The organism is Bizionia sp., assembly GCF_048259285.1.
Taxonomy (GTDB): Bacteria; Bacteroidota; Bacteroidia; order Flavobacteriales; family Flavobacteriaceae; genus Algorimicrobium; species Algorimicrobium hallyeonense.
Genome location: NZ_JBLXHU010000004.1, coordinates 139548 through 162614 on the forward strand (window position 1 = coordinate 139548; position 23067 = coordinate 162614).

24 protein-coding genes are annotated in these 23067 nt (G+C 34.1%); 16 read left to right on the forward strand and 8 right to left on the reverse strand.

What is annotated here, in order from left to right:
- Positions 1-11 precede the first annotated feature (11 nt).
- Entirely contained in the window at positions 12-623 is a 612-nt protein-coding gene (locus tag ACN0QX_RS03380) for a DEAD/DEAH box helicase (RefSeq protein ID WP_376861423.1), read from the forward strand.
- A 5-nt stretch (positions 624-628) separates the two neighbouring features.
- On the opposite strand, the gene ACN0QX_RS03385 is transcribed toward ACN0QX_RS03380, so the two are convergent.
- Positions 629-1024, reverse strand: coding sequence for a hypothetical protein (locus tag ACN0QX_RS03385; protein ID WP_248398403.1), 396 nt, complete (start codon positions 1022-1024; stop codon positions 629-631).
- A gap of 117 nt (positions 1025-1141) precedes the next feature.
- On the opposite strand from ACN0QX_RS03385, the gene ACN0QX_RS03390 reads away from it, so the two are divergent.
- The gene (locus ACN0QX_RS03390) at positions 1142-1585 is read left to right on the forward strand and encodes an Lrp/AsnC family transcriptional regulator (protein WP_248398405.1); all 444 of its coding nucleotides are present in this window, start codon (positions 1142-1144) and stop codon (positions 1583-1585) included.
- Between the two features lie 39 nt (positions 1586-1624).
- On the opposite strand, the gene ACN0QX_RS03395 is transcribed toward ACN0QX_RS03390, so the two are convergent.
- Entirely contained in the window at positions 1625-2836 is a 1212-nt protein-coding gene (locus tag ACN0QX_RS03395; protein WP_417195550.1) for an MDR family MFS transporter, read from the reverse strand.
- Positions 2837-3072: 236 nt separating this feature from the next.
- Between ACN0QX_RS03395 and ACN0QX_RS03400 the strand changes: the two genes are divergently transcribed.
- Positions 3073-3675: a DUF1684 domain-containing protein gene (locus ACN0QX_RS03400; protein ID WP_417195551.1), complete on the forward strand. Its 603-nt coding sequence runs from the start codon at positions 3073-3075 to the stop codon at positions 3673-3675.
- Between the two features lie 47 nt (positions 3676-3722).
- On the opposite strand, the gene ACN0QX_RS03405 is transcribed toward ACN0QX_RS03400, so the two are convergent.
- The 4 genes from ACN0QX_RS03405 to ACN0QX_RS03420 all read right to left on the reverse strand — a co-directional run bounded on the left by ACN0QX_RS03405 (position 3723) and on the right by ACN0QX_RS03420 (position 7830).
- Complete coding sequence (locus tag ACN0QX_RS03405; RefSeq protein ID WP_417195552.1) at positions 3723-5177, reverse strand: T9SS type A sorting domain-containing protein; 1455 nt, start codon at positions 5175-5177, stop codon at positions 3723-3725.
- Between the two features lie 14 nt (positions 5178-5191).
- Positions 5192-6247: a hypothetical protein gene (locus ACN0QX_RS03410; RefSeq protein WP_417195553.1), complete on the reverse strand. Its 1056-nt coding sequence runs from the start codon at positions 6245-6247 to the stop codon at positions 5192-5194.
- 190 nt (positions 6248-6437) lie between these two features.
- Positions 6438-6803 carry a fluoride efflux transporter CrcB gene (crcB, locus tag ACN0QX_RS03415; protein WP_248398415.1) on the reverse strand — a complete coding sequence of 122 codons (366 nt, stop codon included), beginning with the start codon at positions 6801-6803 and terminating at the stop codon, positions 6438-6440.
- Positions 6804-6810: 7 nt separating this feature from the next.
- The gene (locus ACN0QX_RS03420) at positions 6811-7830 is read right to left on the reverse strand and encodes an SRPBCC family protein (protein WP_417195554.1); all 1020 of its coding nucleotides are present in this window, start codon (positions 7828-7830) and stop codon (positions 6811-6813) included.
- A gap of 89 nt (positions 7831-7919) precedes the next feature.
- On the opposite strand from ACN0QX_RS03420, the gene ACN0QX_RS03425 reads away from it, so the two are divergent.
- Both ACN0QX_RS03425 and ACN0QX_RS03430 read left to right on the forward strand, forming a co-directional pair.
- Positions 7920-9965 carry a dipeptidyl-peptidase 3 family protein gene (locus tag ACN0QX_RS03425; protein ID WP_417195555.1) on the forward strand — a complete coding sequence of 682 codons (2046 nt, stop codon included), beginning with the start codon at positions 7920-7922 and terminating at the stop codon, positions 9963-9965.
- 412 nt (positions 9966-10377) lie between these two features.
- Positions 10378-10764 (forward strand): nucleoside triphosphate pyrophosphohydrolase family protein, encoded by a 387-nt coding sequence (locus ACN0QX_RS03430; RefSeq protein ID WP_248398423.1) that lies wholly within the window; start codon positions 10378-10380, stop codon positions 10762-10764.
- An 84-nt stretch (positions 10765-10848) separates the two neighbouring features.
- On the opposite strand, the gene ACN0QX_RS03435 is transcribed toward ACN0QX_RS03430, so the two are convergent.
- Positions 10849-11937: a branched-chain amino acid aminotransferase gene (locus ACN0QX_RS03435; RefSeq protein WP_248398425.1), complete on the reverse strand. Its 1089-nt coding sequence runs from the start codon at positions 11935-11937 to the stop codon at positions 10849-10851.
- Positions 11938-12050: 113 nt separating this feature from the next.
- Between ACN0QX_RS03435 and ACN0QX_RS03440 the strand changes: the two genes are divergently transcribed.
- The 4 genes from ACN0QX_RS03440 to ACN0QX_RS03455 all read left to right on the forward strand — a co-directional run bounded on the left by ACN0QX_RS03440 (position 12051) and on the right by ACN0QX_RS03455 (position 14847).
- Positions 12051-12557: a DUF4920 domain-containing protein gene (locus tag ACN0QX_RS03440; RefSeq protein WP_248398426.1), complete on the forward strand. Its 507-nt coding sequence runs from the start codon at positions 12051-12053 to the stop codon at positions 12555-12557.
- Positions 12557-13003 (forward strand): hypothetical protein, encoded by a 447-nt coding sequence (locus ACN0QX_RS03445; RefSeq protein WP_248398427.1) that lies wholly within the window; start codon positions 12557-12559, stop codon positions 13001-13003. Before ACN0QX_RS03440 ends, ACN0QX_RS03445 begins: the two co-directional genes overlap by 1 nt.
- Position 13004: 1 nt before the next feature.
- Positions 13005-13700 carry a tRNA (5-methylaminomethyl-2-thiouridine)(34)-methyltransferase MnmD gene (gene mnmD, locus ACN0QX_RS03450; RefSeq protein WP_417195556.1) on the forward strand — a complete coding sequence of 232 codons (696 nt, stop codon included), beginning with the start codon at positions 13005-13007 and terminating at the stop codon, positions 13698-13700.
- A 241-nt stretch (positions 13701-13941) separates the two neighbouring features.
- On the forward strand, positions 13942-14847 hold the full coding sequence (locus ACN0QX_RS03455) for a TIGR01777 family oxidoreductase (RefSeq protein ID WP_248398434.1): 906 nt from the start codon (positions 13942-13944) through the stop codon (positions 14845-14847).
- A gap of 72 nt (positions 14848-14919) precedes the next feature.
- Here ACN0QX_RS03455 and ACN0QX_RS03460 read toward each other — a convergent pair whose 3' ends face one another.
- Positions 14920-15573 carry a YceI family protein gene (locus ACN0QX_RS03460; protein ID WP_248398437.1) on the reverse strand — a complete coding sequence of 218 codons (654 nt, stop codon included), beginning with the start codon at positions 15571-15573 and terminating at the stop codon, positions 14920-14922.
- Between the two features lie 160 nt (positions 15574-15733).
- On the opposite strand from ACN0QX_RS03460, the gene ACN0QX_RS03465 reads away from it, so the two are divergent.
- The 7 genes from ACN0QX_RS03465 to ACN0QX_RS03495 all read left to right on the forward strand — a co-directional run bounded on the left by ACN0QX_RS03465 (position 15734) and on the right by ACN0QX_RS03495 (position 23014).
- On the forward strand, positions 15734-16276 hold the full coding sequence (locus ACN0QX_RS03465; RefSeq protein WP_248398439.1) for a nucleotide exchange factor GrpE: 543 nt from the start codon (positions 15734-15736) through the stop codon (positions 16274-16276).
- A 1-nt stretch (position 16277) separates the two neighbouring features.
- Entirely contained in the window at positions 16278-17411 is a 1134-nt protein-coding gene (dnaJ, locus tag ACN0QX_RS03470) for a molecular chaperone DnaJ (RefSeq protein WP_417195557.1), read from the forward strand.
- A 293-nt stretch (positions 17412-17704) separates the two neighbouring features.
- On the forward strand, positions 17705-18631 hold the full coding sequence (locus tag ACN0QX_RS03475) for an ABC transporter ATP-binding protein (RefSeq protein WP_376861398.1): 927 nt from the start codon (positions 17705-17707) through the stop codon (positions 18629-18631).
- 2 nt (positions 18632-18633) lie between these two features.
- Positions 18634-19944 carry an ABC transporter permease gene (locus tag ACN0QX_RS03480; protein WP_417195558.1) on the forward strand — a complete coding sequence of 437 codons (1311 nt, stop codon included), beginning with the start codon at positions 18634-18636 and terminating at the stop codon, positions 19942-19944.
- 8 nt (positions 19945-19952) lie between these two features.
- On the forward strand, positions 19953-20843 hold the full coding sequence (locus ACN0QX_RS03485; protein WP_417195559.1) for a mechanosensitive ion channel family protein: 891 nt from the start codon (positions 19953-19955) through the stop codon (positions 20841-20843).
- Between the two features lie 6 nt (positions 20844-20849).
- Positions 20850-22013 carry a sigma-54-dependent transcriptional regulator gene (locus ACN0QX_RS03490; RefSeq protein WP_417195560.1) on the forward strand — a complete coding sequence of 388 codons (1164 nt, stop codon included), beginning with the start codon at positions 20850-20852 and terminating at the stop codon, positions 22011-22013.
- 122 nt (positions 22014-22135) lie between these two features.
- On the forward strand, positions 22136-23014 hold the full coding sequence (locus ACN0QX_RS03495; protein WP_417195561.1) for a PPK2 family polyphosphate kinase: 879 nt from the start codon (positions 22136-22138) through the stop codon (positions 23012-23014).
- The last annotated feature ends 53 nt before the right edge of the window (positions 23015-23067 follow it).

Genomic DNA, 23067 nt, shown 5'->3' on the forward strand with positions numbered 1-23067 from the left:
CTAAAGTCTACATGTCCTTTAAAAAATTCCATCCCATACTTAAAGAAGCTTTACAGGCTCAAAATATGGAAGCACCATTACCATTTCAGAATGCCATTTTACCAAAACTAAAAGGTGGTATGGATGTTTATGGAATAGCGCCAGCGGGTGCCGGAAAAACAACGGCTTTTATTTTAGCGGCTGTTCATAAATTAAAAGCGGAAGCTTTTGAAGATTCGCCACGTGCTTTAATTATGGTTAAAGATAAAGAAGCAGCTTTGCACTTAAAAGACCAGTTTGAGCAGTTTACAAATGAAACCGATTTGCGTATTTATTGCGCCTATGATGAGTATGATTTGGAAAAGCAAAAGGAAGAAATTTATTTTGGAGTCGATATCATGATTGTTACACCAAAACGCTTAAATAAGTTATACTTTTTAAACGGAATTCATTTAGGACAATTGCAATTGTTTATCATGGAGGATGCCGAATTCTTAATGCGAAATAACTATCAGAATGATGTGTTGCGTGTGGCCGAAAGTTTAAAGAAATGCCAATATGTTATTATGGCTGAAAAGCTATCGCCTAAATTAAAAAGTCTTCAAGAAAATATGATGAGTAACGCGCACATTGTTACTGGTTAAATATCTTATAATGTTAAGGTCCAGGTATGTTGCAACTGCTTGAATTTTTTCAGTTCTGAACGTAATAAAGGAAGGTAATCCTTGCCATCACTATTACAGTTTTCTAAACGTTTAATGTTTTTATTTAGCAAATACGTTAAGCGTTTTACTGAAGCAATATGCTTGTATTTATTTTCAGAGTACCGCGCCTCTTCGGCTTTTGCTATTTCTGGTGCTAATGAAACGGATTGCTGAACAATATCTCCTGAAAAATATATAAATGCATTTTCCGAACCATCTTCATGTAAAGCTGATAAGTCTTGGTTTAAGTAGGTTGAAATGCTTCGCGAAAGCGTAATAATATCCATAGCCTTTTGATATAGAGGTGAATGGAATAAGCTTGAAGAGATGTGGGTAATCATATTATATTAGCAATTTTATCAAAAATAGCGACAAGTTTTCATATCTTACTTTCGATATTAAAGTAAAAACGTATATTTGATTTAATAATCGACTTATTACTGTTAAATAACCTTAATATGAGTATTGATAGCTTAAATTGGAAAATATTAAAGTGTTTACAACAAAATGCAAGGACTTCCAATGCCGAAATTGGTAGGCAAATTGGTATTAGTTCGCCAGCCGTTTCTGAACGTATAAAAAAAATGGAAGATGCTGGGATTATTCAACATTATCATACAACCGTTTCCCCTTTTGAAGCTGGTTATCAGTTAAAAGCATTAATTACTATTCGTGCTTTTATGGGTATGTTAAAGCCGTTTTTAGAGAAAGTAAAAACCTATGATGAGGTTATTAATTGCTACCGCATTACAGGTAATGAGAACATTGTCATGGAAGTGGTTCTAAAAAACCAGAAACATTTGGAGGCTTTTATAGACCAATTAATTGTTTACGGTGAAACAAAAACACAGATTGTTTTATCGCATGTGGTTAAACATAATGCAGTGAAACCTTTGAAATAGTTAATTAAATTTTTAACACCTGTAATAAGAATTTACCCATTACGAAACCGGTTCATGTTTCTTTAAATAGCGCATTAATAACCATAATAAAGCAATACATAAAATGGATAACAGTGTCATGATGTACCAAGTGTTTTCAAAGCCTACGGAATCGGCGAGCTGCATTCCTGCGTTATGCCCAAAAATATGCGCTATGGAAAAAGCAATGCTGTAAAGTGCCATATATTCACCTTGGTTTCCCTTTTTAGCACGCTCCATAGCGAATGCATTTGAGAATGGAAATGTTATCATTTCGCCAACCGTCATAAATAACATACCAATTAGTAAAATGCCAATCCAAGGCGTAACATTGAGTACTACAAAACTAATTCCAACCAAAATAGCTCCAAAAACCATTAATGTTGTTTTGCTATACCCTGTATTTTCTAGCCATTTAATGAGTGGCATTTCTAAAATAAAAATGAAGGCACCATTTAAACCTAGGAGAATACCAATTTCTAATTCGGTTAAATAATGCACATCTTTATAGTAAAGCGGCATGGTTGAGAAATATTGTAAAAATACAATACCAAACATGGTCATGGCAGCTAGAAAAATCCAAAAGGCTTTATCTTTATAAGCGGATTGTGGGTTTTCATTAATGATACTATCTTGCGTTTTGGCTTTTTTAGGATGCAGAACATTTACTAATAAAATAGTGGCTAAAATACAGGTAATACCATCCACCCAAAAAAGTCCCGCATAACTCATAGTAGTTATAATGATACCGCCAACAGCTGGACCTGCAGAAAAGCCCAGGTTTATAGCTAAACGAATAAGCGTTACAGAACGTGTTTTATTTTCAGGTTTACTGTACGCGCTTAATGCTACAAACATTGCAGGACGGAACATATCTGCCACTAACATAACCAAAAATATACCCAAGCAAACACCAGCAAAGGTGTGTAAAAATTGCAAGCCTATAAACAGGATTCCTGTGGCTAGTAAACTTCTTACCATTACTTTATAATAACCAATTTTATCAGTTAGTTTGCCACCAAGCCATGAACCACAAACGGATCCTAATCCAAAAGCAGTCATAACCCATCCCACTTGTGCAAAAGATAAGTTTAAATCTGTAGTCAGGTATAACGACAAAAATGGAATAACCATGGTGCCAGCACGATTAATTAATGTAATTAATGCCAACCACCATATTTCTGAAGACAAACCTCGAAAGGTATCTATATAGCTGTTGTAAAGTTTTTTCATGTTAGTTATTGGTGGTTATATAAACTAAAAAATCCGACGCAATGGTCGGACTTTCATATAATGGTTATGTTCATTTAAAATTATTCACATACATATAGCGTCCAACTCATCAATAATGAGATATGAGATTTTCTATACGTGGTGACTCTTTTTAGCATGATGGTATGTTAATTTGCTTACCAAAGCTAAACAAAATATGAATAAGTTGTACTTTTGAAGTCAAAAAAATAATTCTCATGAAAATAGTTTTTAGTTTTTTAGTGCTTTTTATAGTAATTAGTTGTGCTCAAAATAAAGAACCATTATTAGGGGAAACAGAATGGCAGCGCCAACAAAATGCCGATTTTAAGGATGCCAGTAAATCGCCACTTAAAGCCAAGGATAGAAAGAATTTTAAGACCTTGGATTTTTTTCCTGTAGATTCTTCCGCAATTGTCAAGGCTACATTAAAACGAACGCCAGATTCCGATTGGTTTTTAATGCAAACCACAACCGATCGTGTTTCTAATGAGCGCGTTTATGGAATTATAACCTTTGAACTTCATGGAAAAACGTTTGAATTATCTGTTTACCAAGGTCAAGATTTAATGACTCAAGAAGGTTTTGAAGATTATTTATTTTTGCCGTTTATAGACCATACTAATGGTGAAACTACTTATGGTGGTGGCCGTTATATTGATTTAAGAATTCCTGAAAACGATACAATGATTATCGATTTCAATAAAGCATATAACCCTTATTGTGCCTATGACGAAAAGTATTCCTGTCCCATTGTACCACGAAATAATTATTTAGACATTGAGGTAAAAGCAGGTGTGAAGGCTTTTAATAAAAAATAAAGCGCCTAACAAATTTGTCAGACGCCTTAATTGCCACTAATCTCAACTTAATTTTTAATAATCCGTTTGGATATACTTCCGGTTTCTGTGGTTATTTGTAATAAATATATGCCTTGTGGCAAAATAGAAATCTCTATTTTTTCGAGATGACTCTGTATTTGCTTGACAACTTTTCCATTCATATCAATGAGTACGGTTGATTTTATTTGAATGCTATTTGGTGTTTTAATATGCACATAATCTGTTGCTGGATTCGGGTATATTTTTATTTCTGAAAGGGTTTCAGAGCTAATACCTAAAGTACCATCAATTTCAAATAATTTCCGGTCATAAAGAGACCATGAGCCATCGGCATTTTGTACACGAATATGCAAATAATGATCACCTTGAGCCAATCCCGTAGTGGTTGGGATTATTACAGTTTCATCCAAATCATCACCTGAAACGGTTAAAGCTGTAGCCAAGCCAACACCTGGATCTACATCTATATAATATTCGGCGGAAACAATAGAGGCATTATTGGTAAACGGAATATCTGCTACGTGAAACGATTTTCCATCATAAAGACTCCAGCTATTAGCACTATTTTTGACGCGCATAAACAATCGGTGTGTGCCAATGGACAGGCTTGATGTTGGAATACTTAAATCGTCATCTAAAGAGGCAACATCATTTACATCTACAATGGTGCCATTTCCAATGCCTGGATCTGTATCAAAAAAGTATTCAGCTTCCACAATGTCACTAATATTATTATACGGAACATCAGAAACGCGAAAGGTTTTTGTATCGTACATACTCCATTTGTTATTGCTATTCTTCACACGTATTAACATGGTATGTGTCCCAATAGATAGGCTACTTGTAGGAATTGTGAAGTTTTCATCTAATAAGGCAACATCCGCAACATCTATGGTTGTTCCATTGCCTAAACCAGGATCTGTATCAACAAAGTATTCGGCTTCAACAATATCAAAGTTATTAGAAACGGGAATATCAGATTTTCTAAAAGTTTTAGAGGTGTACAGACTCCATTGGTCATTATCGTTTTTAACGCGTACAAACAGCTTGTGCGTACCAGCTGGCAATCCGCCAATTGAAATGTTCAGATTTCTATTTAAAATATTAGAATTAACGCTATTTACAGGAATTGCATTTCCAATTCCAGGATCGGTATTAAAAAAGTACTCAATTCCTGTAATATTGACTGTGCTATTAAATGGTACGTCAGATACTCTAAAAGTTTGGTTATTATAAATGGAGGTTATGCCATCGGCATTTGTAACTCTCATAAATAATTGATGTGTTCCTGCAGGTAGTCCTACCGTAGAAATGCTAAATGTTTGATCTAACAAGTCTACATCTGGATCAATATCTACCAGAATACCATTTCCAATACCAGGATCGGTATTAAAAAAGTATTCAACACTGGCAATATCCGATTGCGCTAACGATACACCAACACAAAAGCAGCCTAGTAAAAAGGTATATAAAGCTTTCATAATTTTGGGTGTTTTTAGTTAGTTTTATTAGCGTTTGCTTTTAAATTTACATTTAAGCTTGTGCCGGCAGGAACCATATTATTGAAAATTGACATTTCAGTTAAATAAGGTAATTCTGTTGGAAAACCTCGTACGTCAAAATCATAATACCCATTAAAAATACCTACATCATTTCCATCTGTACCAGCGTCATTTCCAACTGAACTGTTGCCTAAATTATAATTATTAGTTGCAGCCCAAAGTGGATTGTTTGCAGGAATACTTACAAAAAATGGATTTTGATTATTAAAATTCCCAGTACCATTTAAATCTGCAATAGTTTGTGTTCCGTAATGGTATGTTAAAGAATTGTTGTGAATAATTGGTGTGCCTCCGTTTTGATCTACAATTGCTTGATTGTTGGCAGTAAACACCCAAATATTATTTTGGCATACTAAATTATTAGGATTCAAAAATATGCTCCATTGAAAAGCTGTTTGGTCCGCAACAATCACGTTATTATTAAAGATAGTTGTATCGTTAAAATACTGTAAACCATTATTTCCAATGTTTTGAATAAGATTATTGGTTATAGTAATGTTCGTGCTATTCGTTAGTGTTGCATTCAGGTAAATTAAATTTTTAATAACATTACCTCTAATAGTAATGTCTTCATTACCAATGGAATTTGCGTAAATTCCTACGGCTATAGCGCAATTTTCAATTAATAAATTATTCACATTGTTGCCGGTGATTATGTAGCCAATAACATGTAATCCGGAAATCTTAACGTTGTTAGCCGTAACTGTGATATTTCCAGCTGATGAAGCTTCTCCATTGTTAAGTTCTGGTGCATGACCCATACCTAAAACTGTGACGCCTTTATTAACTGTAATGTTCCCATAAGTCGTGCTGGACGGCTGAATCATAATGATGTCGCCATTGGAAGCTCCTGCAATTGCAGCCGCAAATGTTGTGTAAACATGTGATGGCGAATCGTCAATAAAGGGGTTGTTGTCCACTATTAACGTGTTTTGTGCATTTGTAAAGCTTACTACAAGTAAAGCGATACCTAAAATAAATTTTTTCATGATAATTAGATTTAAGATTAATATTGTCAAAAAGCCTAATTATATGCATGCCAGAACATACGTGGAATGTCGTATATTTTAAATTACTTCAAAATTTTAAAAGTGAAGGATTTTCCTCTATTCATGAAGTGTTACGAAGAAATAGGTTGAGAATTTGATTTTTAAATTTCCGTTCTAAATACGCTTTTTTTTATTTAACGAGAAAAATTCCAAGGAAAACGGCCAGAAAACCAAGGGCAAAACTAGCAATGGTATACATAGCGAAACTCATAAAGTCTCCGGATTTTAAAAACACATGATTTTCATAAGCAAAAGCAGAGAAGGTGGTAAAGCCGCCACAAAAACCAGTAGCTAGTAACGCCAAATGATTTTCGGACAAGGAATTATTTTTAGCCGCCATACCCAATATGATACCAATAAGTAAACTACCTAAAATATTTGCTAAAAACGTACCGTAAGGGATTCCTGTTTCAGTATTGTTTAAAAATTTACCGACTAAAAAGCGCAATACACTTCCAAAACCACCTCCAATAAATACCAATAGGATTTGTTTCATTTGTATTTCAATTAATTGCAATATAAATTTCGGTAATCCAATTGGCTGGATTTGGTTTTTGACTTGGTTCTGTTAAATAAACTTCTAACATCGGGCCTGTTTCGGAAGTTTCCATATTATATTGTCCAATATAACTCCTTGTCGCGTCTCTAGCTTCCTTTAGGTTTGTATAATTTCCTTTTAATGTTGTTTTAACCGCTTTAAAGGGTTCCAGCTGTCCTGTTAAAATATCGCTTTGTGTTGTTATAACTTGTGTGGTTGTTGGAATACAAACGGAGAACATAACGGCATTATTAGGTTCATCCCAATTGTGATAATATACAAATGGAGCACCTGCCATGGCAATGTTGTTTTTTATGCTATAACTTTTTACACTTGGTAGCACTTTGCTAATCGTTGTTTGTATGTCTGAAATTTTACTAGAGGTGGTTTTGTAAATATAGAAACCACCACCATGTTGCGCAATTCCATCCACCTGAATACTGTAAACCTCCATAGCAGCAATAACTATGTTGTTTAATTTGTCTAAACCACGCTCCAATTCAGGACTCATCATTTTTTCATGACCACCATTTATTAAGGCGTATCCTTTTTCATAAAATGATAAATTATCAGAATACAGAGTCCAAGACACTTCCGTTTCTTTGGCTGAAATTTGTTGGAACTCCCAATTTACTTGTACTGATGCCGATTCATTTAAAAACAGCTCCTGGTTGATGGTTTGAAACGGAATGGCTTCAACCGTTTTAATATGTCCCTTTTCATCACTGCTTTCCCAGCTATATGTGCTGCCAATACCCATAGTGGTATCGGAAAGAACCGTTTTTGTTTCAGGATCAATTTCAACCCAAGGAGACAAAGCGTCCCAATTTTTATAATCAATGACATGGTTGTAAATAACTTGCGATGGTGCCGCAATAGTTCGCGTTCGTGTTACCTTAAAATCATTGGGTTGCACAGCAACATATATAGAGATACCAATAATTAAAATAAGTAAAAAGAACAGGATGTATTGAATTGTTTTCATGAATGATTGGGTTATAAATCAAAGATAAACAATTTTATGCGTTAATAATTAATGTTACATTTGTGAATACTAAAAAAACACTTAAACATATGAAATTAAAATTGATTGTAGGTTTGGCGTTAGTGGCTCCTTTTTTCTATTCATGTAATAATGATAAATCGGAACCAAAAGCCGAAATAGTTGAAACTGAAACAAAGGTTGAAACTGAATTTGATTTTAATGTAGAACAATTTGCAGACATTAAAATCTTACGTTATCAAATTCCGGGTTGGGAAAATTTAACGCTAAAAGAACAAAAACTGGTTTATTATTTAGGACAAGCGGGTTTAGCTGGTCGCGATATTACTTGGGATCAGAATTATAGACACAATTTAACCATTAGAAATGCTTTTGAAAATGTGTACACCACATATACAGGTGATAAATCATCAGCAGATTGGGAAGCTTTCGAAACGTATTTAAAGCGCGTTTGGTTTAGTAATGGTATTCACCATCATTATTCAAATGATAAAATGAAACCTGAATTTTCAAAAGACTATTTAGTTGGTTTATTAAAACAAACGAATACAACTTTAGAAGGCGAAGCTTTAGAAGTTTTATTTAATGACAAGGATTCTAAAAAAGTGAACCAAGCTAAAGATGTAGATAATGTATTATTATCAGCGGTTAACTTCTATGGTCCAAATGTGACTATGGCAGAAGTTGAAGCATTTTATAAAACGAAAAAATCTCCAGATCCTGAAAAGCCATTATCTTTTGGATTAAACTCTAAATTGGTAAAAGAAAACGGGAAAATTGTTGAACAAGTATATAAGTCTGGTGGTTTATATGGTTCAGCTATTGATAACATTATTCCTTGGTTAGAAAAAGCACAAGGTGTTGCTGAAAACAAAGCACAAGGCGATGCTATTGCCCTATTAATTAAATATTACCAAACGGGCGATTTGCAAACTTGGGATGACTACAATGTAGCATGGACGGCTGCTACCGAAGGAAATATTGATTATATAAATAGTTTTATTGAAGTATATAATGATCCATTAGGTTACACCGGAAGCTACGAAACCATTGTACAAATTAAGGATTTTGATATGTCTGAAAAAATGTCTGTTTTATCAGAAAATGCGCAGTGGTTTGAAGATAATTCGCCATTAATGGAAGATCATAAAAAGAAAAATGTTGTCGGTGTTTCTTACAAGGTAGTTAATGTAGCTGCAGAAGCTGGTGATGCGTCTCCAAGTACTCCAATTGGCGTTAATTTACCAAATGCTAACTGGATTCGTGCAGCAGTAGGAAGTAAATCGGTTTCTTTAGGAAACATAATTCATGCATATAATAATGCAGGAAGTACAGGTCGCTTAAAAGAGTTTGCAAATGATGCCGAAGAAATTCAACTCGAAGAAAAATACGGACAAGTGGCAGATAAATTACACACAGCCTTACACGAAGTAATTGGTCATGCTTCAGGACAATTAAATCCTGGTGTTGGTGAAACGAAAGAAACACTTAAAACCTATGCGTCTACATTAGAAGAAGGTCGGGCAGATTTAGTAGGTCTTTACTATCTATACAATCCAAAATTACAAGAATTAGGTTTAGTGGACGATTGGAAATCTGTAGGAAAAGCAGCTTACGATGGCTATATTAGAAACGGTTTAATGACACAATTAATTCGTTTAAATATAGGTGATGAAGTTGAAGAAGCCCACATGCGTAACAGACAGTGGGTGAGTGCTTGGGTTTTTGAAAAAGGCCAAGAAGCAAATGTTATTGAAAAAGTAACTCGCGACGGTAAAACTTATTTCAATATTACAGATTATGATAAATTGCATGATTTATTCGGACAATTATTACGTGAAACACAACGTATTAAATCAGAAGGTGATTTTGCAGCTGTTCAAGCTTTGGTTGAAACTTACGGTGTAAAAGTAGATCAAGAAATTCATGCCGAAGTTTTAAAGCGAAACGCACAATTTAAATCGGCACCATACAGTGGATTTGTAAATCCTATGTTGGTTCCAGAAATGGATGATAATGGCGAAATCACTAAAATTAATGTGGTTCAACCAGAATCGTTTCCAAAGCAAATGTTAGACTATAGTGAGAAATATAATTTCTTGCCAGAAGTTAATTAAATATAACCATATACTATGGAAAAAGCCTCAACGCTATTGTGTTGAGGCTTTTTATTTATGCTAGATTTATATAAAAAAAGTAGCTATGTTATAATAGATTATTGGAACACCCATTTAATAGAAAGTATAAATAAAACAAAACAAATAAAGGCAATCAATACCCATACAGTTCCTTTGTAGTGTTTTCTATGCAGCGCTAAATCCTTTCTATAAGCATAGACTAAAATTAATACAAAAGCGACCGCAAATAAGCCTCCAAAAATTATTTGTCCAGTAGTAAACATGTCGTTTTTTTTGCAAATTTAAGAAAACAAACCCATAACCAAATTTTTATTCAGTGATATTAATACGGAATCAAAAATTAATTAGATTTTAAAATTATTACTTTTGAATAAACACAGAAAACCAAACTATGAAAAATAAAATTGAAGCCGTAAAAGCATTTCATACTGCCTTTAAAATTGGTCATCGTGAAACCCCAAAAGCTGATTTAGGTTCTGATAAAAACATGTTGCGTTATAAATTAATGCGTGAAGAAAATGAAGAGTATCTAGAAGCTGTAAACAAAAATGATTTAGTTGAGGTTGCCGATGCTCTAGGTGATATGCTCTATATTTTATGCGGAACTATAATAGAACACGGATTACAGCATAAAATAGAAGATGTCTTTAATGAAATTCAACGTAGCAATATGAGTAAGCTTGGCGAAGACGGCGAACCCATTTATCGCGAAGATGGTAAGGTTTTAAAAGGGCCAAATTATTTTAAGCCTAATATCTCTTCTATTCTGAAATCGTAATCTAAACCATATGATAAAAAAAATTCCAATCCTGAAATTTTCAGGATTGGAATTTATGTTTTGTAGTAATAAAATATTCAACGACTAACGTGACGTTTCGGGTTGCTTAACCTCAAAACGCCATCCGTGTTTATCTTCGGCAAGGTTATGTTGAATATCTAATAATTTCTTTTTAAATAATGTGGCGTACGAATCGCTGGCATCTGGAATTTCAAAAACTTCTTCAGAATGCTCAAAAGCTGAAATTGGACTAATTACAGCCGCAGTTCCTGTTCCAAAAATTTCTTTCAGACTACCATTTCTGGCAGCTTCTTTTATTTCGCTTACAGTTACACGTCTTACTTCTACGGGAATATTGTTGTCTTCTGCTAATTGTAAAATACTTTTTCTAGTAATACCATCTAAAATCCGATCACTTGTAGGTGCAGTTACCAATGTATCATTAATTCTGAAAAAGATGTTCATGGTACCAGCTTCTTCTAGATATTCATGTGTACTAGCATCGGTCCAAATAATTTGCTGATAGCCTTTTTTCTGTGCCAAACTAGTTGGGTAAAACTGTGCGGCATAATTTCCAGCAGCTTTGGCATAACCAACGCCACCATCTGCAGAACGACTATATTTCTCCGCAAAAAGTACACGAACTTTACCTGTGTAATATGCTTTTGCTGGAGAACAAATTATCATAAAACGATATGCTTGAGCAGGCGCAGCTGAAATAGCTGGCTCAAAAGCAAAAACAAACGGTCTAACATATAATGAATTTCCAATACCTGGTTTAATCCAATCTTTATCCATATCCATTAAAGTCGCTAAACCTTTCATGAAATATTCCTTTGGGAATTCTGGAATCGCTAATCGTGCCGCGGAGATATTAATCCGTTTGTGATTATCTTCTGGACGAAACAAAAAGGCCTTTCCGTTATCATCTTTATAAGCTTTCATGCCTTCAAAAACAGCTTGCCCATAATGAAACACACGAGCTGAAGGTTCAATGGTCATGGTTTGGTAAGGAACTATTTTCGGTTGTTGCCAAGCGCCATCAATAAAATCACAATAGAACATGTGATCTGTGAACTTACGCCCAAAATCGATATTATTAAAATCAACATCATTGATTTTTGATTTTTCTATTCGTTCTATGTCGATTTTGTTATATTTCTGATCCGTCATGTTTCTTAAAAGTTTGGTTTTGCGAAAGTACTCTTTTTTGGACTCATATAAAACTTAAAATTTACTTAAAAAAAGTGTATATTTGGCCTTGAATTTTATAAAAATCTCGAATAATGAAAAATATAATTTTAGCACTTTGTTTAGTGTTTGTAGCAGTTTCTTGTAAGAATAATGATAAATCTACAGAAATTATTGAAACAGAAATTAACGAAATGGCTTATGTTTCTTTTGGAGATGTTATTGAAGCCGATAATACATTAAGTGCATCTGAAATAAGCGAAAAATACCAAAACTTGAAAGCTGGTGACACCCTTCACACTAAAGTAAAGGCAAAAGTAAACAGTGTTTGTCAGTCCAAAGGATGTTGGATGCGTTTGGATTTAGAGAACAATCAAGAAGTGATGGTAAAATTTAAAGACTACGGTTTTTTTATGCCTAAAAATATAGCAGATAAAGAAGTTATAATTAATGGTAAAGCTTATGTAACTGAAGTTTCTGTTGATGAGCAACGTCATTATGCGGAAGATGCAGGAAAAACAGAAGAAGAAATTGCTGCTATAACAGAACCGCAACGTACCTTGTCTTTTGAAGCAGATGGTGTGTTGCTAATTGAAGAATAATGAAAACGTTTTTTAGCTGTTTAAGCCTACTTATCCTTGTTGCCAGTTGTAATAACGCTGAAGAAAAAGTAATTCCTGAAAAGTCTAAAAAACAGGAAGTTGTTTATGATATGTATGAGCCGTCTGAAATGGCCAATCTCATGAATCAAATGTATGCGCACAATTTGGACGTTAAAAATGCGATAGTTTTAGGTGAAGATATACAAGAATTTCCATTAGATTTCTTAAAAATCCATACAGCGGAATTATCCGATTTTAAAAAACGCAATGAAACGTTTGAGAGTTTTTCAAAATTATTTATTCAAGCCGAAAAGGAACTTTATAATCCGGAATCTGCTTTGTCAGAAACCGAAAGGTTCAATAATGTGGTAAATCTTTGTATTTCTTGTCACCAAACCGAATGTACTGGGCCAATTCCACGTATTAAAAAACTATTAATTAAATAGTTTGAAACGCCATATTATAACCACGGCTGATGGTTCTAAAACCATCCAGATAGACGATTGGAACGAGCAATACCATTCTATCCATGGCGCCATTCAAGAAGCAAATCACGTGTTTATAAAAACAGGTTTCGAGGCTGTTATTTCGGGATTGCAGTTGAACTCTTTGTCCATACTAGAAATTGGTTTTGGCACAGGATTAAATGCCATAATTACCTTATTAAAGGCAGAAAAAGAACAAGTTCATGTGGATTATGTGGGTATTGAAGCGTATCCTGTTTTAACCTCCGAAATTAGCCAATTAAACTATGCAGAACTGTTGAAAGGTGATTCTGCTGAAGCACAGTTTAAAGCCATTCATACTATTTCTTGGGAAATAAAAGCATCACTTTCTAAATTTTTCCAATTAACCAAACAAGAAAAGAAGTTTCAGGATATTACGAATATAAATCAGTTTCATCTTATTTATTTTGATGCGTTTGGAGCACGTGTGCAACCCGAATTATGGACGGAACCTATTCTCGAGAAAATGTATAATGCGCTAAAACCAAAAGGTGTTTTGGTTACCTATTCAGCAAAAGGGAGCGTGCGTCGCGCCATGCAAGCTGTAGGGTTTGTGGTGGAACGTCTACCAGGGCCTCCAGGCAAACGTGAAATGTTAAGGGCCACAAAGCCCGAAACATTCAACGATGCGAAGTGAGTTACATGTTTCCTTTTAAAGCCCGAAACATTCAACGATGCGAAGTGAGTTACATGTTTCCTTATTAAATCCTGAAACATTTCAGTAGAAATATTCATAGTCAAGCAACTTTTCTTCGTTATCCATTCAAGGCTTCAACATGGGGTTAATACATACTTAATCTTTCGTTAAATCTGTTAAACCTTCTTTAAAAGCAATTAAAAACACTGTTTTAACCCGTATCTTTATATAAAAATTGTACATGAAGGTATTAATTACAGGCGCTACGGGTTTAATTGGTAAGGCAATAGTTGAACAATGTCATGATCAAAATATTTCCGTTCATTATTTAACAACTTCTAAAGAAAAAATTGAGCAACACGATGACTATAAAGGGTTTTATTGGAACCCTAAAAATAATGAAATAGATGTAGCTTGTTTGGAAGGTGTTGAAACCATTATAAATTTGGCAGGTGCTACCATTGCTAAACGGTGGACTGCAGCTTATAAAAACGTTATTATTAATAGTAGGTTAGATACATTACGATTAATAAAAGAAACATTACAGCGTGAAAATCATTCGGTAAAACACGTTATTTCGGCAAGTGCTATTGGCATTTATCCAGATTCTTTAACCAACTATTATGATGAAGAAACAACGGAAATTTCCACTAGTTTTTTAGGACAGGTTGTAGAAAAGTGGGAGGCCATGACAGATACGTTTAAAACGCTTGATGTTTTGGTCTCTAAAGTTAGAATTGGCTTGGTTTTAGATGCTGAAGAAGGTGCTTTGCCACAAATAGTGAAACCGGTTAAATTTGGTGCTGGTGCAGCTTTTGGTAGTGGTAATCAGTGGCAATCATGGATTCATATTACAGATTTAGCGCGTATTTTTGTTTATGTATTAAACCATAAAATTGAAGGTGTTACCAATGCCGTAGCACCAAATCCCATAACAAATTCTGAACTTACAAAAGCCGTTGCTAGCGTTTTAAATAAACCATTATTTTTACCAAACATTCCAAAAGCATTAATGAAATTGATTTTGGGCGATATGCACATTTTATTATTCGAAAGTCAACGTGTAAGTTGTAAACAAGTAGAGGAGGAAGGGTTTCAGTTTGAATTTGTAAACATTAAACCAGCCCTGGAAAACCTATTAGCTTAAAGTCATAAAACAGGCATAAAAAAATCCGCTACATTTCTGTAGCGGATTTTTAAAATTATTAACAAAAATGAATTACGCTTTATTAGCCGTAATAGTTATTTGTAATTCCATATCATCGTTGATGAATTTATCTCCTAAATCATCAAAGAAAGATTTTGAACCATATTTCACATTCCATTTAGAACGATCAATAGTAAATGTTTCACTAGTAATAGTTACAGAATCATTGTTTTCTGAAACAGTTACTGGAATAGAGATGTTGTTTTCTGTATCTTTCATTTTAAGATTTCCAGATAACATCATTTTTCCATTTTCATTTGTAAAACCAGTTACTTCAAAAGCTGATGCTGGAAACGCTTCAACGTCAAAAAAGTCTGGGCTTTTTAAATGACCAGTTAATTTTCCATGATTTTCATCATCTTCAGGAAGATCTGTTACATAAAGTGAATTCATGTCAATTAAAAAGCTTCCGCTTTCAATAGCATCACCATTCATAGTAAATACACCACTTTCAACTTTAATAGTTCCAGTATGTGTTCCTGTTGGCTTAAAGCCTTTCCACATAATAGTAGATGCTTCTGTGTCAACTAAATATTTTGTTGAAACTTCAGTTACTTCAGCAGCTACTTCAGCTTCTGTTGTTTCAACTTCTTGTGCTTTATCTTTACAACTTGCAAACGTTACAACTAATGCTAATGTTAAGATTGGTAAAAAACGATTTTTCATTGTTTTAATATATTTTAGTGTTAAGCTGCAAAAATAGTTGTTTCAGATTTAAAAATGTTTAAAAAAATATTAAATTATTTTTAATGACATTTTGACATTTTAAGGATAATGGCAGTACTTTTGCCATCCATTTAACGTATTTTAAAAATAGAGATACACAATGAGCAAGAAAGATAAAAATAATACTACTGCCCATGAGCAAGTAGACGAGCAAATACTGGATAACAACGAGGTGTCTTCTGAAGATACACGAACCGTTGAAGAGCAATTGAATGAATCTTTAGCATTAGAAAAAGATAAATTTTTACGACTGTTCGCTGAATTTGAAAATTATAAGAGACGTACTGCCAAAGAACGTAATGAGTTGTTTAAAACAGCAAGTCAAGATGTAATGGTGGCATTATTGCCAATTTTGGATGATTTTGACCGTGCTTATACTGAAATATCTAAAACAAAAGAAAAGGATTTATTGAAAGGTGTGGAGCTCATTAAAAATAAGCTTAAAAACACACTAGAAAGTAAAGGTCTAGAATTAATAGATTTGCGCACTGGCGACGAATTTAACGCAGATAATCACGAAGCAATAACGCAAGTACCAGCACCTAACGAAGCTTTAAAAGGCAAGATTATAGATGTTATAGAAAAAGGGTATAAGTTGGGTGATAAAATAATAAGATTTCCAAAAGTAGTTATAGGACAATAATATGGCAAAACAAGATTATTACGAGGTTTTAGGAATTGATAAAAATGCAGATGCCGCCGCAATTAAAAAGGCGTATCGTAAAATGGCATTGAAATATCATCCAGATAAGAATCCTGATAATAGCGAAGCAGAAACGAAGTTTAAAGAAGCAGCTGAAGCTTATGAAGTATTAAGTAATGTTGATAAAAAAGCACGTTATGACCAATTTGGTCACCAAGCCTTTGAAGGTAATGGTGGTTTTAATGGAGGTAACATGAATATGGATGACATATTCAGTCAGTTTGGCGATATATTCGGTGGTGCCTTTGGCGGCGGGGGGGGATTTTCCGGCTTTAGTGGTGGTGGTTTTGGCGGTGGCGGACAACGCCGCGTTAAAGGTACCAACATGCGTATTCGCGTGAAATTAACGTTGGAAGAAATTGCTAATGGTGTTGAGAAGAAGGTGAAAGTTAGACGCAAAGTTCAAGCGCCTGGAACGACGTATAAAACCTGTTCAACCTGTAATGGAGCCGGGCAAGTAATGCGTGTTACTAATACTATACTTGGTCGTATGCAAACAGCCACAACATGTACAACATGTGGTGGAGCAGGACAAACAATTGATAAAAAACCGAATGAAGCGGATGCACAAGGTATGCTTGTAAAAGAGGAAACCGTATCTATAAAAATTCCTGCAGGTGTGGTTGATGGTATGCAACTAAAAGTTACTGGTAAAGGTAATGAAGCCCCTGGAAATGGTGTTTCCGGTGATTTATTAGTGGCCATAGAAGAAGAAACACATGCAACGCTTCAACGAGAAGGCGATAATTTACATTATGATTTATATGTGAGTTTACCGGATGCTGTTTTAGGAACTTCAAAAGAAATAGATACCGTAACAGGAAAAGTGCGAATTAAAATTGATGCAGGTGTACAATCAGGTAAAATTTTAAGACTTCGTGGCAAAGGTATTCCGTCTATTAATGGTTATGGAAAAGGCGATTTGTTAGTACATGTTAATGTCTGGACGCCAAAAACCTTAAGCAAACAACAAAAAGACTTTTTTGAATCTATGCGTGAGGACGAACATTTTGATCCAAAACCAGAAGTTGGTGATAAATCATTCTTTGAAAAAGTAAAAGATATGTTTTCATAAATGAAAAATATTCATGTAGTACAAATCCGCCTTTTTGGCGGATTTGTTGTTTATAGCTAAAGTTAATTACAGTCTTTCTATAATTGTTTAATAAAAATTACTATATTTGGTTTATTACTATAGATTATAGTAATAATTTTTCTTTTTCATAGCAATTTTTTCCCATCCTTAAGCGTAAGTTTTAGGATGGGTTTTGTTTTTATTGAACAAGCACAATTTCTTTTTTATTAATTTCGGATGGCAGTATTACATTTAATATATTTACAATCATTTCAATTAACTAGCAATCAAGTATGGGTAACTTATTAGAAGCGCATAACGTTTCTAAAAAATTTGGAGATTATACAGCTTTAAACAATGTGTCTATTGCCGTGCCACAAGGAAGTATCTTCGGGCTTTTAGGGCCAAATGGCGCGGGAAAAACAACACTTATTCGGGTTATTAATCAAATAACCATGCCAGATTCAGGACATGTTATTTTAGATAATGAACCATTACAAAATCATCATGTTAGAGACATTGGTTACCTGCCTGAAGAACGTGGCCTGTACAAATCTATGAAGGTTGGTGAACAAGCTTTGTATCTTGCACAACTTAAGGGCTTAAGTAAAACAGAAGCAAAAAAACGCTTGCATTATTGGTTTGATAGGTTAGATATTGGCGATTGGTGGAATAAAAAAATACAGGAGCTTTCTAAAGGAATGGCTCAAAAAGTACAATTCATTGTTACGGTTCTACACGAACCAAAATTGTTGATCTTTGACGAACCCTTTTCCGGATTCGATCCAATTAATGCTATCGTAATTAAAGATGAAATTTTAAGACTTCGCGAAAATGGCGCCACGGTTATATTTTCTACACATCGAATGGAATCTGTAGAAGAATTGTGTGACCATATTGCTTTAATTCACGAATCCAATAAAATTTTAGATGGTAAATTACATGATATTAAAAGGCAGTTTAAAACCAATACATTCGAAATTGGTATACGTGCTACGCATGAAGCCGCATTAGACAAGGAACTTAACGAAAAATTTACCGTAACACCAACCAGTTTTAAAACACTAGGGAATGAGTTAAAACGTAATATCAAGCTGTCCGAACAGCAATCGCCTAACGATTTGTTGAGTTTTTTAACAAGTAGAGGAGAAGTTTCGCATTTTGTAGAATTAATACCTAGTGCCAATGATATTTTTATTCAAGCCGTAAAGAATAGTTAATTATGAACCATTTACCACTCATTATAAAACGCGAGTACTTTACCAAAGTGAAGAATAAATCTTTTATAATCATGACATTTTTAAGTCCAATGATTATGATTGGCTTGGTAGCCGTTGTAGCTTATTTAACCCAATTAAATAATAATTCTGAACGCAGCATTTCCATTTTAGATGAATCTGGTCAAATGGCGTCCGTTTTTGAGAGCACCAAAAACACCAAGTATGTTATATTCAATCAATTGTCTCTAGATGAGGCTAAAACACTTACGCAAGTTCAAGAAAACTATGGCTTACTGTATATTGGTAAATTTGATAACCTAAACTCATCTCAGAATGTTATAAAATTCTATTCAGAAGAATCCCCTTCCATATCCGTAATTAGAGGTTTGGAAAGCAAATTAGAAAAACAATTAACCGATTTAAAGCTAGAAAGTCAAGGGGTTGACATTGAGAAAATAAAGACTTCAAAAATTGATGTAGCCATTACTCAAGAAAGTTTCACAGGCGAAAAAACATCAAAAGTGGACAGTATTGTAAAGTTAATATTTGGCGGCGCAGCTGGCTATTTGCTGTTTATGTTTATCATTATTTATGGTAATATGATTATGCGAAGCGTGATTGAAGAAAAAACAAGTCGGATTATAGAAATTATTATATCATCTGTGAAGCCCATGCAGTTAATGCTTGGAAAAATTATTGGAACGTCATTAGCTGGTGTGACACAATTTGTTATCTGGCTTATTTTAGGCGGAATATTAATAACCATTATTTCGGCAATTTTTGGAATCGATTTAATGCAAGCAGCGCCTTCAGGGCAATTATTAAGCCAAGCAGGAAACGAGACAGCCATGCCAGATTTAGTCCAAAGCGGATTTCAAGCCTTTTATAATTTACCGTTAACCAATTTAGTCCTTGCGTTTTTAATGTTTTTTATTGGAGGCTATTTACTTTATAGCTCGCTATATGCTGCAATTGGTGCAGCTGTAGATAATGAAACAGATACGCAACAATTTCTGTTTCCTATTTTAATGCCTTTAATTTTAGCGGTGTATATTGGTTTTTTTACCGTAATTGAGGATCCACATGGAACCATATCAACTATATTTTCGTTTATACCATTAACATCACCGGTTGTTATGCTTATGCGGATTCCGTTTGGCGTTCCAATTTGGCAACAAATTTTGTCACTTCTTATTTTAATAGGTACTTTTATGTTTACCGTTTGGTTTGCTGCCAAAATTTACCGTGTCGGCATATTAATGTATGGCAAAAAGCCGAGTTATAAAGAAATTTTAAAATGGATGAAATATTAAATTAAACCATGCAAAATAGATTAGACGATATTGAAGATGCTGTAACCGAGAGTGGTGCTTGGGAATCCTTTGTCGAGTTTTTAAATTTAGGATTTCAATTCGGATCAGAAGATAGCCCCATTAATATAACGGTTGGACTGCTAGTATTAATAACTATTATTTACCTCGTTACAACTATTGTTTTAAATTTCCTTCGCAGATTGTATGAGAAACGATTGCCAAATGAAGATAAGGCTAAATTCAATACAGTCTTTTCGTTTGCCAGATGGTTAATTTATTTGGTTGTTATTCTAGTTGTTTTTGATTCAGTAGGTGTTAATGTTACCGCTATTTTTGCAGCATCAGCCGCACTATTAATTGGTGTTGGTTTAGCATTACAAACCCTATTTCAAGATATTATTTCAGGCGTGTTTATTCTTGTGGACCAAAGTTTACATGTTGGTGATATTATTGAAATTGAAGGCAAAGTTGGGCGTGTGGAAGAAATAAAGCTACGTACCACACGCGCCGTTACCATTGACAATAGGGTGTTAGTAATTCCAAATCATTTGTACTTAACAAATAGCTTATATAACTGGACTCAAAATGACATTTCCACACGCGAAAATATAACAGTCGGTGTGGCTTATGGTAGTGATACGCAGTTGGTAAAACGCCTGTTGCTGGAAGCTGCTAATTCCCATCCCGAGGTTTTAGATAACAAATCAACTGTTGTGTTATTTACGGATTTTGGTGATAGCTCCTTGAATTTTAAAGTTATTTTTACGGTTAGAGATAGTTTTAAATCCCAATTTCCTAAAAGTGATATTCGATTTGAAATAGATAGATTATTTAGAGAAAACAATGTTTCCATTCCATTTCCACAAAGAGATATTCATATTATTGAAAAAAAAGAGTAAATAGTTATGCCAAAAATATTAGTAATTGAAGATGAAGCAGCCATTAGGCGTGTACTTGTAAAAATCCTTTCAGAAGAAAATGATACCTATCAAGTAGATGAAGCTGAAGACGGTTTAGAAGGTTTAGAGAAAATTAAAAATGAAGATTATGATCTCGTTTTTTGTGATATCAAAATGCCAAAAATGGATGGTGTTGATGTTTTGATAGCGGCAAAAAAAATAAAACCCGAAATCCCTATTGTCATGATTTCAGGTCATGGCGATTTGGACACAGCTGTAAACACCATGCGTTTAGGTGCTTTTGACTATATATCCAAGCCACCAGATTTAAACCGTTTACTAAATACAGTTAGAATTGCTTTGGATACCAAAGTATTGGTTGTTGAAAATAAAATGCTGAAAAAGAAAGTCAGTAAAAATTATCAAATGATTGGTGAAAGTGCCGCTATTACGCATATTAAAGATATGATTGAAAAGGTGGCGCAAACAGATGCACGCGTTTTAATTACTGGACCAAACGGAACAGGGAAAGAATTGGTAGCACACTGGTTGCATCAAAAAAGCGACCGTTCTAAAGGGAATTTGGTTGAAGTAAATTGTGCCGCTATTCCAGCAGAATTAATAGAAAGTGAATTGTTTGGTCATGTAAAAGGAGCTTTTACGAGTGCTGTTAAAGATCGCGCCGGGAAATTTGAGACTGCCAATGGAGGAACTATATTTCTAGATGAAATTGGTGATATGAGTCTGTCTGCTCAAGCTAAAGTGCTCCGCGCACTTCAAGAAAATAAAATTCAACGCGTTGGTAACGATAAGGATATTAAAGTCGATGTTCGTGTTATAGCCGCCACCAATAAGGATTTAAAAAAAGAAATAGCGGAAGGGCGTTTTCGTGAAGATTTGTATCACAGATTAGCTGTTATTCTTATTCAAGTACCATCATTAAACGACAGACGTGAAGATATTCCATTGCTAATTGATTATTTTTCTGAAAAAATATCCAATGAGCATGGAACGGTTAAAAAATCTTTTTCTAGCAAAGCTATTAAGCAACTTCAGGAATATGATTGGACCGGAAACATTCGGGAACTCCGCAACGTCGTAGAGCGCTTAATTATACTTGGTGAAAAAGAAATTAGCGAAGAAGATGTAAATATGTTCGCTTCCAAATAACCTTAATATGCCTGAATGTGTTCAGGCATTTTTTTTGAAATAAAACCAAACTACAATCCCGTTATTACATCGTTTTATAATTATGTATATTTATAAATCAATTCTAATTCGAATACTATTCTATGAAATCAATTAAACCGGAAGATTTTAAAGTTCCTGCATCGGTAGTAATAAAAGACCTTCAAACAACATTTAACTTAAAGGAAGACAAAGCCAAAATTGAAGACGAATTACAGGATGTTTGTAAAAAACTGGCCAAAATACAAAACGCCATGTATGCACATGGAAAATATGCTGTGCTTATTTGTATACAAGGTATGGATACAGCAGGAAAAGATAGTCTGATTCGTGAAGTCTTTAAAGAACTTAACGCTAGAGGGGTTGTTGTGCATAGTTTTAAAACACCAACGGAATTAGAGCTAAAACACGATTATTTATGGCGTCATTATATCTCATTACCAGCACGTGGTAAGTTTGGTGTTTTTAATAGAACACATTATGAAAACGTATTGGTAACTCGTGTGCATCCAGAATATATTTTAAATGAACACTTACCTAATGTTTTATCATTAAACGATGTTAATGATGCATTTTGGGATAAACGCTTCGAACAAATCAATAATTTTGAAAAGACGATTTCAGAAAATGGAACGATTATTTTTAAATTTTTCTTGAATATTTCAAAAGAAGAACAAAAAGATAGGTTGTTACGCCGATTAGATAAACCAAACAAAAATTGGAAATTTTCGCCTGGTGATTTGGAAGAACGTAAACTGTGGAATCATTATCAAGACTGTTATCAGGATGCTATTTCTAGGACAGCAAAACCGCATGCGCCTTGGTATGTTATCCCTTCAGATGATAAGCCTACAGCTCGTTACATCGTTGCTAAAATTCTATTGGATACACTTAAAAAATATGATGATATCCGAGAGCCTGAATTGGATGATGATATTAAAGCCAATATAGACGACTACCGGAAGCAATTGGAAAATGAGTAATTTTAAGATTCCTTTTGGAAGTAAACCTTTAAATAAAAACTATTTTAGTTTTT